We start from the raw sequence: 13,477 nt of genomic DNA on the forward strand, positions 1-13,477 counted from the left end.
CGTAGACAACACACGTTGTCACTACTATCGTGAGCTCAGCTGTGATTCACGTCATGACGAGTCAACGAGGACGCAATGACCACACGAGCCACCACCAGCGAGCACGATCCACTCGGCCCGGATTCGCTGACCTGGAAGTACTTCGGCGACCTGCGCACGGGGATGCTGGGCGTCTGGATCGGAGCGATCCAGAACATGTATCCCGAACTCGGCGCCGGGGTCGAGGAGCATTCGATACTGCTGCGCGAACCCCTACAGCGGGTGGCCCGCTCGGTCTACCCGATCATGGGCGTCGTCTATGACGGCGACCGGGCGGCCGACACCGGCGCGCAGATCAAGGGTTTTCACCACACCATCAAGGGCGTCGACGGCCAGGGCCGGCGCTATCACGCACTGAACCCTGAGACGTTCTATTGGGCGCACGCCACGTTCTTCATGCTCATCATCAAGACCGCGGAGTATTTCTGCGGCGGGCTGACCGAGGCCGAGAAATGCCAGCTCTTCGACGAGCATGTGCAGTGGTACCGCATGTACGGCATGAGCATGCGGCCCGTTCCGAAGACCTGGGACGAGTTTCAGGAGTATTGGGACGCCAAGTGCCGCGACGAGCTCGAGATCAACCGGGCCACCCTCGACATCTTCACCATCCGGATCCCCAAACCGTGGTTCGTATTGATGCCGACGCCGGTGTGGGACCAACTGTTCAAACCCCTTGTCGGCGCGCAGCGCTGGATCGCGGCCGGCCTGTTCGACCCGGCGGTGCGGGAGAAGGCCGGGATGCGCTGGACACCCGGCGACGAGGTCCTGCTGCGAATCTTCGGCAAGATGGTCGAGTTGGCATTCGTCGCGGTGCCCGACGAGATCAGGCTGCACCCGCGCGCCCTGTCGGCCTACCGCCGCGCCGCCGGGAAACTACCGGTCGACGGCCCCCTGGTCGAAGCGCCTGGCTTCATGGCTCCGCCCCGCGACCGCCGCGGAATGCCGATGCACTACCTGCCACGCCACAAGACCCTGCTGGACCGGGCCGGCGCGTTGGTGCACACCACGTTCTCACTGCCGGCGCTGCGACGGCCCGCCAGGCGCAGTGCGGCCTGACTTTTGACACCTGTCTAAGCTGTCGAGATGCTTGATTGGTCTGACGTCGACATTGCTGTCCGGGACGCAGTACGCGAGTTCGTGGACAAGGAGATCCGGCCCCACCTCGATGAGCTGGAAAGCGGCGACATGGAGCCGTACCCGATCGTGCGAAAGCTTTTCGCCACGTTCGGTATTGATGCCCTCTCCAAGGAATCGCTGGACAAGCGGCTGGAGAAGCTGCGCAGCGGTGACAGCAAGCCGTCGGGCGCCCGCGGTGGAATGTTCGGCGGCAGCGGTTCGCCGGGTATGGGGTTCGTCCTGATCAGCGAACTGTGCCGGGTGTCGATGGGCCTGGTCACCGGCCTCGGGGTCAGCTTGGGCCTGACGGTGTCGACGATCCAGAGTCGCGGCACCCTGGCCCAGCAGGAACGCTGGCTGCCCGGCCTGGTGACCTACGAGAAGATCGGCGCATGGGCGATCACCGAACCCGATTCGGGCTCGGATGCCTTCGGCGGCATGAAGTCCTACGTCACGCGTGACGGCGACGACTACATCCTCAACGGCCAGAAGACCTTCATCACCAACGGCCCGGACGCCGATGTGGTGGTCGTCTACGCGAAGTTGGACGAGGGTGACGGCGCGGACAAGCGCAATCGGAAGGTATTGACCTTCGTCCTGGACCGCGGCATGGAAGGCTTCGTGCAGTCGAAGCCGTTCCGCAAGATGGGTATTCACTCATCGCGCACCGGCGAGCTGTTCTTCAACAACGTCCGGCTGGGCCGCGACCGGCTGCTCGGCGAGACCGAAGGGTCCGACGAAGGGGCCGACGAAGGGCGGGCCAGCGCCCGGTCGAACTTCTCGGCCGAACGCATCGGGGTGGCCGCGATGGCGCTGGGCGTGATCGAGGAATGCCTGCGGTTGAGCGTCGACTACGCCAAGACCCGCACCCTGTGGGGCCAGGAGATCAGCCAGTTCCAGCTGATCCAACTCAAGCTGGCCAACATGGAAGTGGCCCGGATGAACGTGCGCAACATGCTGTTCCGCGTCATCGAATCCGCCGAGAAGGGCGTGTCGATCTCCCTCGCCGAGGCCTCCGCGATCAAGTGGTACTGCTCGCAGGCCGCCACCGATGTCGCGATGGAAGCGGTGCAGCTGTTCGGCGGCAACGGCTACATGACCGAGTACCGGGTGGAGCAGTTGGCCCGTGACGCGAAGTCGCTGATGATCTACGCCGGCAGCAACGAGGTGCAGATCACCCATGTGGCACGGGGTTTGCTCAGCTAGCGGGCTCGGTCACCCCACGACGGCGAGAGCGTCGATCTCCACCAGCATGACCTCGTGCGGGAGGCCGACGAATACGGTTGTCCGGCAGGGAAGCTGGTCGGACTTCACGTTCTCGGCGACGAACTCACCGTACACCTCGTTCATGGCCGTGAAATCCTCGCGCTTGGTGAGATAGACCCGGAACATCAGGACGTCGTCGACGCCTGCACCACCGGCCGCCAGGATCGCCTTGACGTTTTCCAGCGTCCGGCGGGTCTGCGCTTTGACGTCGCCTTCGCCGATGTATGTGTTGGTCGCGGGGTCCATCGGTCCCTGTCCCGACACCTGCAGCAATCCGCCCTTGCGGATGCCCTGGCTGAAGGTGTGAGCGGGAGCCGGGGCCTCGTCGGTACGGATGACCTGCGAATCAGACACGGTGGAATCTCCTCTGGTTTCGATACTTTCGATGTGGCGGATCAGGACGGCGGACGGTAACCGCACTCTTCCGAGATGCGTTCACCCACCGCCTGCAGCGGCGACAGCAGTTCGAGGACCTGGTCGAAGGGCAGCACCACATCGGGCACCGAGACCGATACTGCCGCAACGACACGACCGTTCGCACCGCGGATCGGTACCCCCACGCAATTGATCGACGGCTCGTTCTCTTCGCGATCTTGGGCCCAGCCTTGCGCGCGCACGGTCTCGATTTCCCGCAGGTACGCCTCAGCCGTCGTGATGGTGTTGGCGGCGCGCCGGGTGAAGTCCATCGTGGCGACCATCCGGCGCAGTTCGGCATCGGACAGGTCGGCGAGAATCACCTTGGCGACAGCGGTCGAATTCAGGTTGGCCGTCAGGCCGATTCGTGAGTACATCCGGATCTGATCGTGGGATTCGAGCTTGTCGATGTAGACGATGTCGCCGCCTTCCATCGCCGCGAGGTGCGTGGTGCGGCCGTATTCGCGGTTGAACTCGACGAGGTGGCGCGAGGCGATCTGCCGGATTTCCCGCTGATCGGTGCCGTGTGCGGCGAGCTCGAAGATCCGTGATCCGAGGTGATAGCGGTTGTTGTTGTCGCGGAACGTGAACCGCTCGTCGGACAGCGTGCGCAGCAGCCTCATCACGGTGGTCTTGTGCACTTCTGTGGCGGCTGCGAGCTCGTCCAGACTGGCCGGGCCCTTGCCCAGCTGAATCAACAGTTGCAGTGCCCGTCCGACACTTTGGCTCACCGCCGGCTCCCGCACACCATGAATCCGGCCTCGCTCACCGTCGTCGCAGCCCACTCCCCGTCCGTGCAGTCGAGCAGATGCTCGACCGCTGCGTCAGGCGGCGGCGGCGCCGAATCAGCCACGACGGTAAGGGTGACGGCGGCTCCGATGTGGCCGCGCCGCAGACATGATTCCGGATCCTCACCGAGCACGACGCCGCTGAGAAAACCGGCCGCAAAGGCATCACCCGCACCGACAGGCTCCACGACCTCGACGCGAAGGGCCGGAACGGCGATCACGGTGCCGGTCCGGTCGACAGCCAGCGCCTGATCAGCACCGTCCTTGATGACCAGCGTCGCAGGGTCCGGCAAGATGCGGCGCAACGCAATTGGGTCGTCGGTTCCCGCGACACGGATGGCCTCGTCGGCGCCCACCAACACCACGTCCGCCAGGTTGGCCAGCGCAATCACCTCGGCGGTGTCGCCGTCGGGCCACAGCTGTTCACGCCAGTTCACGTCGAAGCACACCGGCCCGTCAATGCCGGGTCGGTCGCTGAGCAACCGGCGCATCATGGCCCGACACGTCGGCGACAGGGCAGGCGTGATGCCGCTGCAGTGCACCACTGATGCATGCGCGAACGCGGCCACAACCGCCGGTGCGTCGAGGAATTCGGGTGACATCGCCGACGCCGCCGACCCCGTCCGGCTGTACCGGCTGACGCTGCGCGGCGCCCCGTTCGTGTCCGGCGCGGCCACCTTCGAGTAGTGCCCGGTGGGCCGCGCAGGATCGATCTCGACCGCGGAGATGTCCACGCCGCGCGCGGTCAACTCGGATGTGATCAGTGCGCCGTAGGCGTCGTCGCCGAGCCGGCCGATGAACGAGGCGGGGATGCCCCAGGCGACGAGTCCGGCCGCCACGTTGGCTTCCGCACCGGCCAGGTGCAGTTCAGCTTGAGCACCGGCCAGGTGCAGTTCGGCTTGAGCACCGGCCAGCACCAGCGGTTCACCGAGGCAGGCGACGCCGGCAGTGGGTGCGGGCAATTCGGGCACTGCGGTCCTTGGGGTCAGACGATTGACGCGGTGTCGTCAATCATGTTAGACAGATCACACATAAATTTGCAACTCTGATTGCATCAGATGCAACAGAGCAGCTCACGCTGGTTGCCACGCAACTGCCGCGAAGGAAATCACCACGGAGGACAATGAATCGGAATGACGACGCGAGGCGAGCCACTGCTGGACAGTCGGGCATTGGACGACCGCCGCTCCGAACGCCTGTCCGTATTGGACAAGGCCCTCCCCGCCGCGGCTGACGGGCTCACCGCCGAGGAATTCCTCGCCACTCGCCCCCGCCTCTCGGCATTCACCACACCGGTGATGACACTGGACAATTCGGCGATCGAGGACAACGTGGCCGCCATGTCCGCCTGGTGCAGTGCGCACGGGGTCGAACTGGCACCTCATGGGAAGACCACCATGTCGCCGGTGTTGTGGGACCGACAGATACGCAGCGGCGCAAGGGGTATCACGCTTGCCACGCCCAGCCAGGTGCGGGTCGCGGTGAGTTTCGGGGTGCGCCGGATCCAGCTCGCCAATGCCCTTGTCGACCCGGCCGCGCTGCGCTGGCTGGCCGGGGAGATGTCTGCCCGTTCCGACCTCGAGGTGATCACCTGGGCAGACTCGACGGCCACCGTCGACGCGATGAACGCGGCACTCGCCGAAACCGAGGTGGCGCGGCCGATTCCGGTGCTCGTCGAACTCGGGGCGGCCGGCGGGCGCACCGGCGCGCGTTCGGTGGACGAGGCCGCGGCGGTGGCCGAGCACCTCGCGGCGAGTGCCGTCCTGCGCCTGGCCGGGGTCGGGCTACGAGGGATCGCTGGCGCACGACGCGTCGGACACGTCATTGGCGCGGGTCCGGCACTACCTGGAGGACATGGCCCGGCTGCACCGGCGCATCGACGCCGCGGACCTCTACCCCGCCGAATCCGACCGATACGTGACCGCCGGCGGCAGCGCCTATTTCGATGCCGTGGCGGATGTGCTGGCCCCACTGGCCGGCGGTCAGACACACGTCGTGGTCCGCGCCGGGGCCTACATCATCCACGACGACGGCTTCTACACCGGGATCACACCGTTCCGCCGCAGTGACGAGCCCTACCGGCTGCGCTCGGCGATGCACACCTGGGCGCGGGTGGTGTCGCGCCCGGAACCGGGGCTGGCCCTGCTGGATGCAGGCAAGCGCGACGTGCCGTTCGACGAGGGTCTCCCGACGCCGCAACTGGTCGCCTCGCAGCTCGGCGCACCCGCACGTCCGCTCACGGGCGGGGAGATCGTCGCCGTCAACGATCAGCACGCGTTCCTGACCATCCCGCCCGGCTCCGACATTCACGTGGGTGACGTTGTGAGACTGGGGCTTTCCCACCCGTGCACGGCCTTCGACAAGTGGCGATGGATACCCGTCGTGGCGCCGGACGAGGCGGATCCTGTCGTCATCGACCTGATCCGCACCTACTTCTGATCCGGAGCTGTGATGCGCCCCCTGATCCGCTCGGCCGCCGTCATCACCGGCGCGACAGCCGGAGGGTCGCTGCGGCGCGGTGCAGGTGGAGGTGTGCAATGACAGAACTCGACGTCCTTCGGGCGGATCGTGTGCTCAGCGTCGTTCGGGCCGAGACGATTCCGGACGCGGCCGATCTGTGCCACGCGCTCGCGGCGGGCGGCATCCGCACGGTCGAGCTGACATTCACCACCCCCGGCGTTCTCGAGCACCTGCGCTCGTGCGCCGAATCGGTGTCCAGGGCCGGGATCACGCTCGGCGTCGGCACTGTGATGACTGCCGATCAGGCCCGCGGCGCCATCGACGCGGGTGCGCGTTTCCTGGTCACCCCCGGCCTGCGACCCGCGGTCGCCGAGGTCGCGACGGCCGGCTCGGTTCCGGTGTTCCTGGGTGCGCTCACCCCGACCGAGGTGGCACAGGCGATCGATCTCGGATCCGCTGCGGTGAAGATCTTCCCGGCCGGCAGCATGGGTCCGAAATACCTGTCCGACCTGCACGGGCCATACCCGGACGTCGAGCTGCTGCCGTCCGGGGGAATCGACGACGCAAACGCCAGGGCCTACCTCGATGCGGGCGCGCTCGCAGTGTGCGCGGGTACCGGCGTCGTTTCACCGGCGCATGTCGCGGCCGGAAACTGGGAGGAAATCACCAGCCGGGCACGGAGTTTCGTCGCCGCCCTGTCCCGCTGAGTTTGTTCACCACTTCAACCATTCCTGGTCCACGCCACGCGAGCGTCAGGAAATCATGTGCCGGCCCGGGTGTGCCTGCTGCCACCCGGCCATCGCGGCGTCCCAGTCGGGGCCGTCGAGCGCGGTGAGCGCAGCTGGGAAGAGGCCGTCCTCTTCTTTGGCGATGTGGACGTAGAGCTCTTCGATCTCTGCACGGATCCGCTTCCGATGGTCAGGATCGGACAGGTCGACCACCTCGAGAAAGGCTGCCAGCTCACGGTGTTCGGCCACCAACGGATCGATGTGCTCGGCGTAGAGCTCGTCGTCGTGCATCACTGCGAACAGCCCGTTCTCCTCACCCTGCCAATGGGATCGCAGCTCCTCGAACATCGCCGCCACCAGCTGACCGGCCACGTCCAGCTCACCGCGGTCCATGGCGCGCACCGCTTCACGGCCGTGGTCGACCGCGCGCTCGTGCTCGGCGATGTAATCCCGCAGCAGTGGCATGTCCCGGCATCCGCAGTATTGGCACACGATGCACCTCCCCACAGCATCGTGTCACATCACCCGAGTGGCCACTTGTGATACTCGAATCGCGAAAAACCGTGTGATAAGTGGCCATTCGGCGCGCTATCCGCGGTGGGCGCGAGCGCTCTGATACAGGCAGATCGATGCCGCCGAGGCGATGTTGAGACTTTCGGAATGTCCGGGCATCGGAATGTGCACCCGGTGATCGGCCGCCACCGCCAGTTCGGTTGGCAGGCCGTGGGCCTCGGGCCCGAACAGCCAGGCCGTGGGCCCGGTCAGGTCCACATCATCGAGGCTGACCTCGCCGTCGATCGTGGTGGCGAGCACTTGCATCCCGGCGGCCTGCAGCTGCGCGACGGTTGCCGCCTCGTCAGGCTCGCCGATCACCGGCAGGGAGAAGATGCTGCCAGCCGACGCCCGCAGGCACTTGCTGTTGTAGGGATCGACGCTGTTGCCGGCCAACACCACCGCGTCGGCACCCATCGCGTCGGCGGCTCGGATCAACGTGCCGGCGTTGCCCGGCTCCGAGATCTGCACGGGTACCGCGATCAGCCGGGGCTCAGCGGCCAGAACGTCATCGAGGGATACTTCCGGCAGCCGGCACACCGCCACCAGGCCGACCGGTGTCACGGTGTCCGACAACGCTTTCGCGGCACGCTCGGTGACCAGCTGCACCGGCACAGCGGCCAGCAGGTCGCCGAAGCGGTCCATGGCGGCCTCGGTCGCGAACACCTCGGAAACAAGTCCGCGCCGCAACGCGGCCTCGACGAGGTTGGGTCCCTCGGCAAGGAAGCGTGCGGCGCGGCGGCGCCCGACGTGGCGCTGCAGTTTGACCGCAGCAGCCACCCGGGCAGAACGCTCGGTGAGCGTCAGGCGGCCTCTCCGGAGGGCGCATTGACATCTTCGGGAAGAGCGGCCTTGGCGACCTCGACCAGCGCGGTGAACGCGGCGGCATCGCTGACGGCGATCTCGGCCAGGTTCTTGCGGTCCACCTCGACACCGGCGGCCTTGAGGCCCTGGATCAGGCGGTTGTAGGTGATGTCGTTGGCGCGGGCCGCAGCGTTGATACGCGAGATCCACAGCTTGCGGAACTCACCCTTGCGGGCGCGACGGTCACGGTAGGCGTAGGTCAGCGAGTGCAGCTGCTGTTCCTTGGCCTTGCGGTACAGACGGGACCGCTGGCCCCGGTAGCCCTTCGAGGCCTTGAGTACGGTACGCCGCTTCTTCTGGGCGTTGAGTGCGCGCTTCACGCGTGCCATGGGATGTTCCTATTCTCGTTCGGTACGGGGAGCGGCAGGTCTAGCCGTTGAGCAACTTGTTGACACGCTTGGTGTCGTTGGCTGCAACCACGGTGCGGCCGTCAAGCCGGCGGGTGCGCTTGGTGGCCTTGTGCTCCAGCAGGTGGCGGCGGCCGGCCTTCTGGCGCACGATCTTGCCGGTCCCGGTCTTGCGGAAGCGCTTCGATGCTCCGCTGTGGGTCTTCGCCTTGGGCATGAATCCTCAGTTCTGTGTTGAAACTAGTTCTGCGTAACGTCTGGTTCTTCTGGTGCGGCTGCTGCCTGCTGCCCGCCTGGGCGCTCGGCCTGCTCGGCCGCCTTGGCGCGAGTCTTCGCGCCGCGGTGCGGTGCCAGCACCATCGTCATGTTGCGGCCGTCCTGCTTGGCTGACGTCTCGACGAAGCCGTACTCGGCGACATCGGCGCCCAGCCGCTGCAGCAACCGGTATCCGAGTTCGGGCCGGGACTGCTCACGTCCACGGAACATGATGGTCACCTTGACCTTGGACCCGGCTTCGAGGAAGCGGACCACGTGGCCCTTCTTCGTCTCGTAGTCGTGATCGTCGATCTTGGGACGCAGCTTCTGTTCCTTGACGACGGTCTGCTGCTGGTTCTTGCGAGACTCGCGCTCCTTGAGTGCCGTCTCGTACTTGAACTTGCCGTAATCCATGATCTTGCAGACCGGGGGTTTTGCGGCTGGTGCAACTTCGACGAGGTCGAGATCGGCATCCGCGGCGACGCGGAGAGCATCTTCGATGCGGACAATGCCTACCTGCTCGCCGTTCGGTCCGATCAGGCGGACTTCAGGTACGCGGATGCGCTCGTTGATGCGGGTCTCAGTGCTGATGGGGCCTCCTATGTTGGGTCTGCTGAGGAGACCCACCCATCCGCATCTCTGCCCCGAAGAACAGAAAAGCCCTGCTCAAAGCAGGGCCCAATGCCGACCGATCACGGCTTGCGCCGCCTGCAGCTCCGATGCCGGAGCACAGAACCGGTGCCCGAGGACACCGGCGACCGGACCGTTGTACCTTGTGGCCAACGGTGGGAGTGGGACTCCACTTGCTGTCCCTGACATGAGCCGGGACGGTCGCGCATGACAGTCTAGCAGGCATGACGGATCCGACCGAAATGCCCGACGAGGCGACGCCGCAGGTGCGGGAACTTGCCGACATCCCCGCAGTGGAAGTCATCACCCGGGCGGCCCTCATGTTGATGAGCGCCGCGGCCGAGAAGATCGGACTCTCTGCCGAGGACCCCGAGGATAGCCCGCACCGTGATCTCGACGAGGCCCGCCGGGTCATCACCGCACTGGCCGGGCTCGTGACGGCATCGGCCGAATATCTGGGACCGCATGCGGGCCCGGTGCGCGACGGCCTCAAGAGCCTGCAGCTGGCGTTCCGCGAAGCCAGTGCGCATCCCGACGAGCCCGGCAAAGGCCCAGGCGAGAAGTACACCGGCCCCGTCTGGTAAACACCTGGGCGGTGTCTGTGCGCGCGATGGACCCAATTGACGGTTTGACCGCCTATTCTCCGGGCGTATGACCGTTATCAGTCGCGGCAGCCGCACCGGGGTCCAGCCCGCGTCGAGGTTCTCCTGGGTTCCCGCAGCAGCCGGCTGGATCGTCGGGGTGATCGCCACTCTTTCGCTGATCGCCAGTGTGTCTCCGGCGGTGCGTTGGTTGATCCAGGTGCCGCGAGAGTTCGTCAACGACTACATCTTCAACTTCCCCGACACCAGCTTCGCGTGGGCGTTCGTACTGGCGCTGCTGGCAGCCGCGCTGGCCGCCCGCAAGCGGATCGCCTGGTGGATTCTCGTGCTCTACATGGTGGGCGCGATCGGCTGGAACCTCGGCGATCTCGCGACCGGCGGCGACCCCGTCGCCGACGACGTCGGCGAGGTCATCGGCGTGGTGTTCCACGTGGTGGCCATCGTCGCGCTGGTGTTGGCGCGTAATCAGTTCTGGGCCAAGGTGCGCCGCGGCGCCCTGCTCAAATCCGCCGTGGTGCTGGTCGCGGGCATGGCGATCGGGATCCTGGCCGCCTGGGCACTGCTGGAGCTGTTCCCGGGCACCCTGCCCCCGGAATGGCGGTTGCTGTACGCGGTCAACCGGGTGAGCGGTTTCGCGACCGTCCCCACGGACGTGTTCGAGGGCTATTCGCATCCCTTCCTCAACGCGATCTTCGGCTTGTTCGGCGCGTTGGCGTTGATGGCCGCGGCGATCGTGCTGTTCCAGTCACAACGTGCCTCCAATGCGTTGACGGGTGAGGACGAATCGGCGATCCGCGGCCTGTTGGAGGTCTACGGCAAGAACGATTCGCTGGGATACTTCGCCACCCGCCGCGACAAGTCGGTGGTGTTCGCGCCCAACGGCCGGGCCGCCATCGCCTACCGGGTCGAGGTGGGCGTGTGCCTGGCCGGCGGCGATCCGGTCGGTGATCCCAAATCGTGGCCACAGGCGATCGCGGCCTGGCTGCAGTTGTGCCAGACCTACGGCTGGGCCCCGGGCGTGATGGGCGCCAGTTCGGCGGCGGCCGAGGCGTTTCGGGCGGCCGGCCTGAACGCCCTGCAACTCGGCGACGAAGCCATCCTGCATCCGGACAACTTCCGGCTGTCCGGGCCCGACATGCGTGCGGTGCGCCAGGCAGTCACCCGGGCCCGGCGCGCCGGCACCACGGTGCGCATGCGGCGCCACCGCGAGCTCGATGAGGCCGAGATGGCCGAGGTGATCCGGCGCGCCGACGCGTGGCGCGACACCGAGACCGAACGCGGCTTCTCGATGGCGCTGGGCCGGTTGGGCGACCCGGCCGACGGTGACTGCCTGCTCGTCGAGGCGGTCCAGCAGCGCGACGGCAACCCCGAGCCCGAGGTGGTCGCGCTGCTGTCGCTGGTGCCGTGGGGCACCAACGGCGTCTCGCTCGACGTGATGCGCCGCTCCCCGCAGTCCCCCAACGGCACCATCGAACTGATGGTGAGCGAACTGTGCATGCAGTCCGAAAGCATTGGCGTCAGCCGGATCTCACTGAACTTCGCAATGTTCCGGTCAGCCTTCCAGCAGGGTGCGCAGCTGGGCGCCGGTCCGGTGGCCCGGCTGTGGCGGGCGCTGCTCGTGTTCTTCTCCCGGTGGTGGCAGCTGGAGACGCTGTACCGCTCCAACATGAAATACCAGCCCGAGTGGGTGCCCCGGTACGCCTGCTACGAGGATGCCCGGCTGATCCCGCGGGTCGGGGTGGCCTCGGTGATCGCCGAGGGATTCCTGGTGTTGCCGTTCTCGCGGCGCAACAAGCAGCACACCGGCGAGCACGTCGCGGCCCCGGCGGATCTGGTGGGTTCGGGCCGGTTGCATCACGACGGCAGCGCACCTGACATGTCGGGGCTGCCGATCGACCCGGCCGACGGCGACGAGCAGCAGCGGCTGCCCGAGCAGGTACGGGTCCGGATGGCGAAGCTGCGGCAGTTGCAGGCCGCAGGCGTGGACGCCTATCCGGTGGGCCAGGCCCCCAGCCACACCATTGCCGCCGCACTGGAATCGGTCGACGGGAACACGCTCACCGTCGCCGGTCGGATCCTGCGGATCCGGGATTACGGCGGTGTGCTGTTCGCCCAGTTGCGCGACTGGTCGGGCGAAGTCCAGTTGCTGCTCGACAACGCCCGCCTGACCGAGGCCACGACCGCCGACTTCACTGCAACCATCGACCTGGGCGATCTGATCGAGGTGAGCGGTTCGATGGGCCACAGCCGCAACGGCACCCCCTCACTGCTGGTCGACAGCTGGCGTTTGACCGGCAAATGCCTGCGCCCGCTGCCGGACAAGTGGAAGGGGCTCACCGACCAAGAGGCGCGGGTGCGAGCCCGCTACGTGGACCTGGCCGTCAACACCGAGGCACGGGACTTGATCCGGGCCCGCAGCGGCGCCCTGCATGCCATCCGGGAAACGTTGTACGCCAAGGGTTTCCTCGAAGTCGAAACACCGATCCTGCAACAGATCCACGGCGGAGCCAACGCCCGGCCGTTCCTGACCCACATCAACGCCTACGACCTGGACCTGTATCTGCGGATCGCACCCGAGCTCTATCTCAAGCGGCTGTGCGTCGGCGGCGTCGAGCGGGTCTTCGAACTGGGCCGCGCATTCCGCAACGAGGGCGTGGACTTCAGCCACAACCCGGAGTTCACCCTGCTGGAGGCCTACCAGGCGCACGCCGACTACAACGTCTGGATCGACGGCTGCCGCGAGCTGATCCAGAATGCCGCTCAGGCCGCCAACGGCGCCCAGGTCTTTCAACGGCCGCGCGCCGACGGAGTCCTCGAGCCGGTCGACATCTCGGGCCGGTGGGCAGTCAAGACCGTGCACGACGCGGTGTCGGAAGGCCTCGGCGAGCACGTCACCGTCGAGACCGACCTGGCCACCCTGCGCAGGCTCTGCGATGCGGCGCACATCCCCTATCTGACCCACTGGGACGCCGGCGCGGTGGTGTTGGAGATGTACGAGCACCTCGTCGAGGACCGCACCGAAGAGCCGACGTTCTACAAGGACTTCCCCACCTCGGTGTCGCCGTTGACCCGCCCGCACCGCAGCATCCCTGGAGTTGCCGAACGTTGGGATCTGGTCGCCTGGGGTGTGGAACTGGGCACCGCCTACAGCGAGCTCACCGACCCCGTCGAACAGCGCCGCCGGCTGCAGGAGCAATCGTTGCTGGCCGCCGGTGGCGATCCCGAGGCGATGGAGCTCGACGAGGACTTCCTGCAGGCCATGGAGTACGCGATGCCGCCGACCGGCGGTCTCGGGATGGGCGTGGACCGTGTGGTCATGTTGATAACTGGCCGTAGCATCCGCGAAACGCTGCCGTTTCCGCTGGCCAAACCTCGTTAGCAGGCTCCTCACAGCCAGTCCCAAGATTGGGCGGCGA

Annotated in this window: 13 protein-coding genes and 1 pseudogene; 6 read left to right on the plus strand and 8 right to left on the minus strand. The window is 66.7% G+C overall.

Annotation, left to right across the window (positions count from 1 at the left end; all coding sequences use genetic code 11):
• The first annotated feature begins 75 nt into the window (after nucleotides 1-75).
• Both AB0876_RS23315 and AB0876_RS23320 read left to right on the plus strand, forming a co-directional pair.
• A complete protein-coding gene (locus AB0876_RS23315; protein WP_055114740.1) occupies nucleotides 76-1,095 on the plus strand; it encodes an oxygenase MpaB family protein in 1,020 nt (339 codons plus the stop codon).
• Nucleotides 1,096-1,122: 27 nt separating this feature from the next.
• Nucleotides 1,123-2,361 carry an acyl-CoA dehydrogenase family protein gene (locus tag AB0876_RS23320; protein ID WP_064881034.1) on the plus strand — a complete coding sequence of 413 codons (1,239 nt, stop codon included), beginning with the start codon at nucleotides 1,123-1,125 and terminating at the stop codon, nucleotides 2,359-2,361.
• Between the two features lie 9 nt (nucleotides 2,362-2,370).
• Here the strand turns inward: AB0876_RS23320 and AB0876_RS23325 are convergent, their stop codons facing one another.
• Genes AB0876_RS23325 through AB0876_RS23335 form a run of 3 tightly spaced genes read right to left on the minus strand, consistent with a single transcriptional unit; the run spans nucleotide 2,371 to nucleotide 4,594 of the window.
• A complete protein-coding gene (locus tag AB0876_RS23325; protein ID WP_526043059.1) occupies nucleotides 2,371-2,775 on the minus strand; it encodes a RidA family protein in 405 nt (134 codons plus the stop codon).
• Between the two features lie 41 nt (nucleotides 2,776-2,816).
• Entirely contained in the window at nucleotides 2,817-3,566 is a 750-nt protein-coding gene (locus AB0876_RS23330) for an IclR family transcriptional regulator (protein WP_526043060.1), read from the minus strand.
• Nucleotides 3,563-4,594 (minus strand): sugar kinase, encoded by a 1,032-nt coding sequence (locus tag AB0876_RS23335; protein WP_526043061.1) that lies wholly within the window; start codon nucleotides 4,592-4,594, stop codon nucleotides 3,563-3,565. The genes AB0876_RS23330 and AB0876_RS23335 overlap by 4 nt, the downstream gene beginning before the upstream one ends.
• A gap of 162 nt (nucleotides 4,595-4,756) precedes the next feature.
• Here AB0876_RS23335 and AB0876_RS23340 point away from each other — a divergent pair.
• Both AB0876_RS23340 and AB0876_RS23345 read left to right on the plus strand, forming a co-directional pair.
• A pseudogene (locus AB0876_RS23340) lies at nucleotides 4,757-6,062 on the plus strand (amino acid deaminase).
• A 98-nt stretch (nucleotides 6,063-6,160) separates the two neighbouring features.
• Nucleotides 6,161-6,790, plus strand: a complete 630-nt coding sequence (locus tag AB0876_RS23345; protein WP_526043062.1) for a bifunctional 4-hydroxy-2-oxoglutarate aldolase/2-dehydro-3-deoxy-phosphogluconate aldolase — start codon at nucleotides 6,161-6,163, stop codon at nucleotides 6,788-6,790.
• A gap of 45 nt (nucleotides 6,791-6,835) precedes the next feature.
• On the opposite strand, the gene AB0876_RS23350 is transcribed toward AB0876_RS23345, so the two are convergent.
• From AB0876_RS23350 to infC, 5 genes are all read right to left on the minus strand, one after another.
• Complete coding sequence (locus tag AB0876_RS23350) at nucleotides 6,836-7,276, minus strand: hemerythrin domain-containing protein (RefSeq protein WP_526043063.1); 441 nt, start codon at nucleotides 7,274-7,276, stop codon at nucleotides 6,836-6,838.
• 123 nt (nucleotides 7,277-7,399) lie between these two features.
• Nucleotides 7,400-8,143, minus strand: a complete 744-nt coding sequence (locus AB0876_RS23355) for a TrmH family RNA methyltransferase (protein WP_526043064.1) — start codon at nucleotides 8,141-8,143, stop codon at nucleotides 7,400-7,402.
• Between the two features lie 23 nt (nucleotides 8,144-8,166).
• Entirely contained in the window at nucleotides 8,167-8,556 is a 390-nt protein-coding gene (gene rplT / locus AB0876_RS23360) for a 50S ribosomal protein L20 (protein WP_003885175.1), read from the minus strand.
• Between the two features lie 40 nt (nucleotides 8,557-8,596).
• Nucleotides 8,597-8,791: a 50S ribosomal protein L35 gene (rpmI, locus tag AB0876_RS23365; RefSeq protein ID WP_036449598.1), complete on the minus strand. Its 195-nt coding sequence runs from the start codon at nucleotides 8,789-8,791 to the stop codon at nucleotides 8,597-8,599.
• Nucleotides 8,792-8,814: 23 nt separating this feature from the next.
• Entirely contained in the window at nucleotides 8,815-9,420 is a 606-nt protein-coding gene (gene infC / locus AB0876_RS23370) for a translation initiation factor IF-3 (protein ID WP_526043270.1), read from the minus strand.
• A 263-nt stretch (nucleotides 9,421-9,683) separates the two neighbouring features.
• Between infC and AB0876_RS23375 the strand changes: the two genes are divergently transcribed.
• Together AB0876_RS23375 and lysX are read left to right on the plus strand one after the other, a co-directional pair.
• Complete coding sequence (locus tag AB0876_RS23375; RefSeq protein WP_491840730.1) at nucleotides 9,684-10,043, plus strand: DUF1844 domain-containing protein; 360 nt, start codon at nucleotides 9,684-9,686, stop codon at nucleotides 10,041-10,043.
• A 67-nt stretch (nucleotides 10,044-10,110) separates the two neighbouring features.
• The gene (gene lysX, locus AB0876_RS23380) at nucleotides 10,111-13,440 is read left to right on the plus strand and encodes a bifunctional lysylphosphatidylglycerol synthetase/lysine--tRNA ligase LysX (protein WP_526043065.1); all 3,330 of its coding nucleotides are present in this window, start codon (nucleotides 10,111-10,113) and stop codon (nucleotides 13,438-13,440) included.
• Nucleotides 13,441-13,477 lie beyond the last annotated feature (37 nt).

The organism is Mycobacterium sp. NPDC049093 (assembly GCF_040704635.1).
Taxonomy (GTDB): domain Bacteria; phylum Actinomycetota; class Actinomycetes; order Mycobacteriales; family Mycobacteriaceae; genus Mycobacterium.

Bases quoted from the DNA above. Each gene is read 5' to 3' on its own strand.
- rpmI (WP_036449598.1), bottom strand. From the start codon at position 8,791: ATGCCCAAGGCGAAGACCCACAGCGGAGCATCGAAGCGCTTCCGCAAG.
- AB0876_RS23315 (WP_055114740.1), top strand. From the start codon at position 76: ATGACCACACGAGCCACCACCAGCGAGCACGATCCACTCGGCCCGGAT.
- AB0876_RS23320 (WP_064881034.1), top strand. From the start codon at position 1,123: ATGCTTGATTGGTCTGACGTCGACATTGCTGTCCGGGACGCAGTACGC.
- AB0876_RS23345 (WP_526043062.1), top strand. From the start codon at position 6,161: ATGACAGAACTCGACGTCCTTCGGGCGGATCGTGTGCTCAGCGTCGTT.
- lysX (WP_526043065.1), top strand. From the start codon at position 10,111: ATGACCGTTATCAGTCGCGGCAGCCGCACCGGGGTCCAGCCCGCGTCG.
- AB0876_RS23375 (WP_491840730.1), top strand. From the start codon at position 9,684: ATGACGGATCCGACCGAAATGCCCGACGAGGCGACGCCGCAGGTGCGG.
- rplT (WP_003885175.1), bottom strand. From the start codon at position 8,556: ATGGCACGCGTGAAGCGCGCACTCAACGCCCAGAAGAAGCGGCGTACC.
- AB0876_RS23350 (WP_526043063.1), bottom strand. From the start codon at position 7,276: ATGCCACTGCTGCGGGATTACATCGCCGAGCACGAGCGCGCGGTCGAC.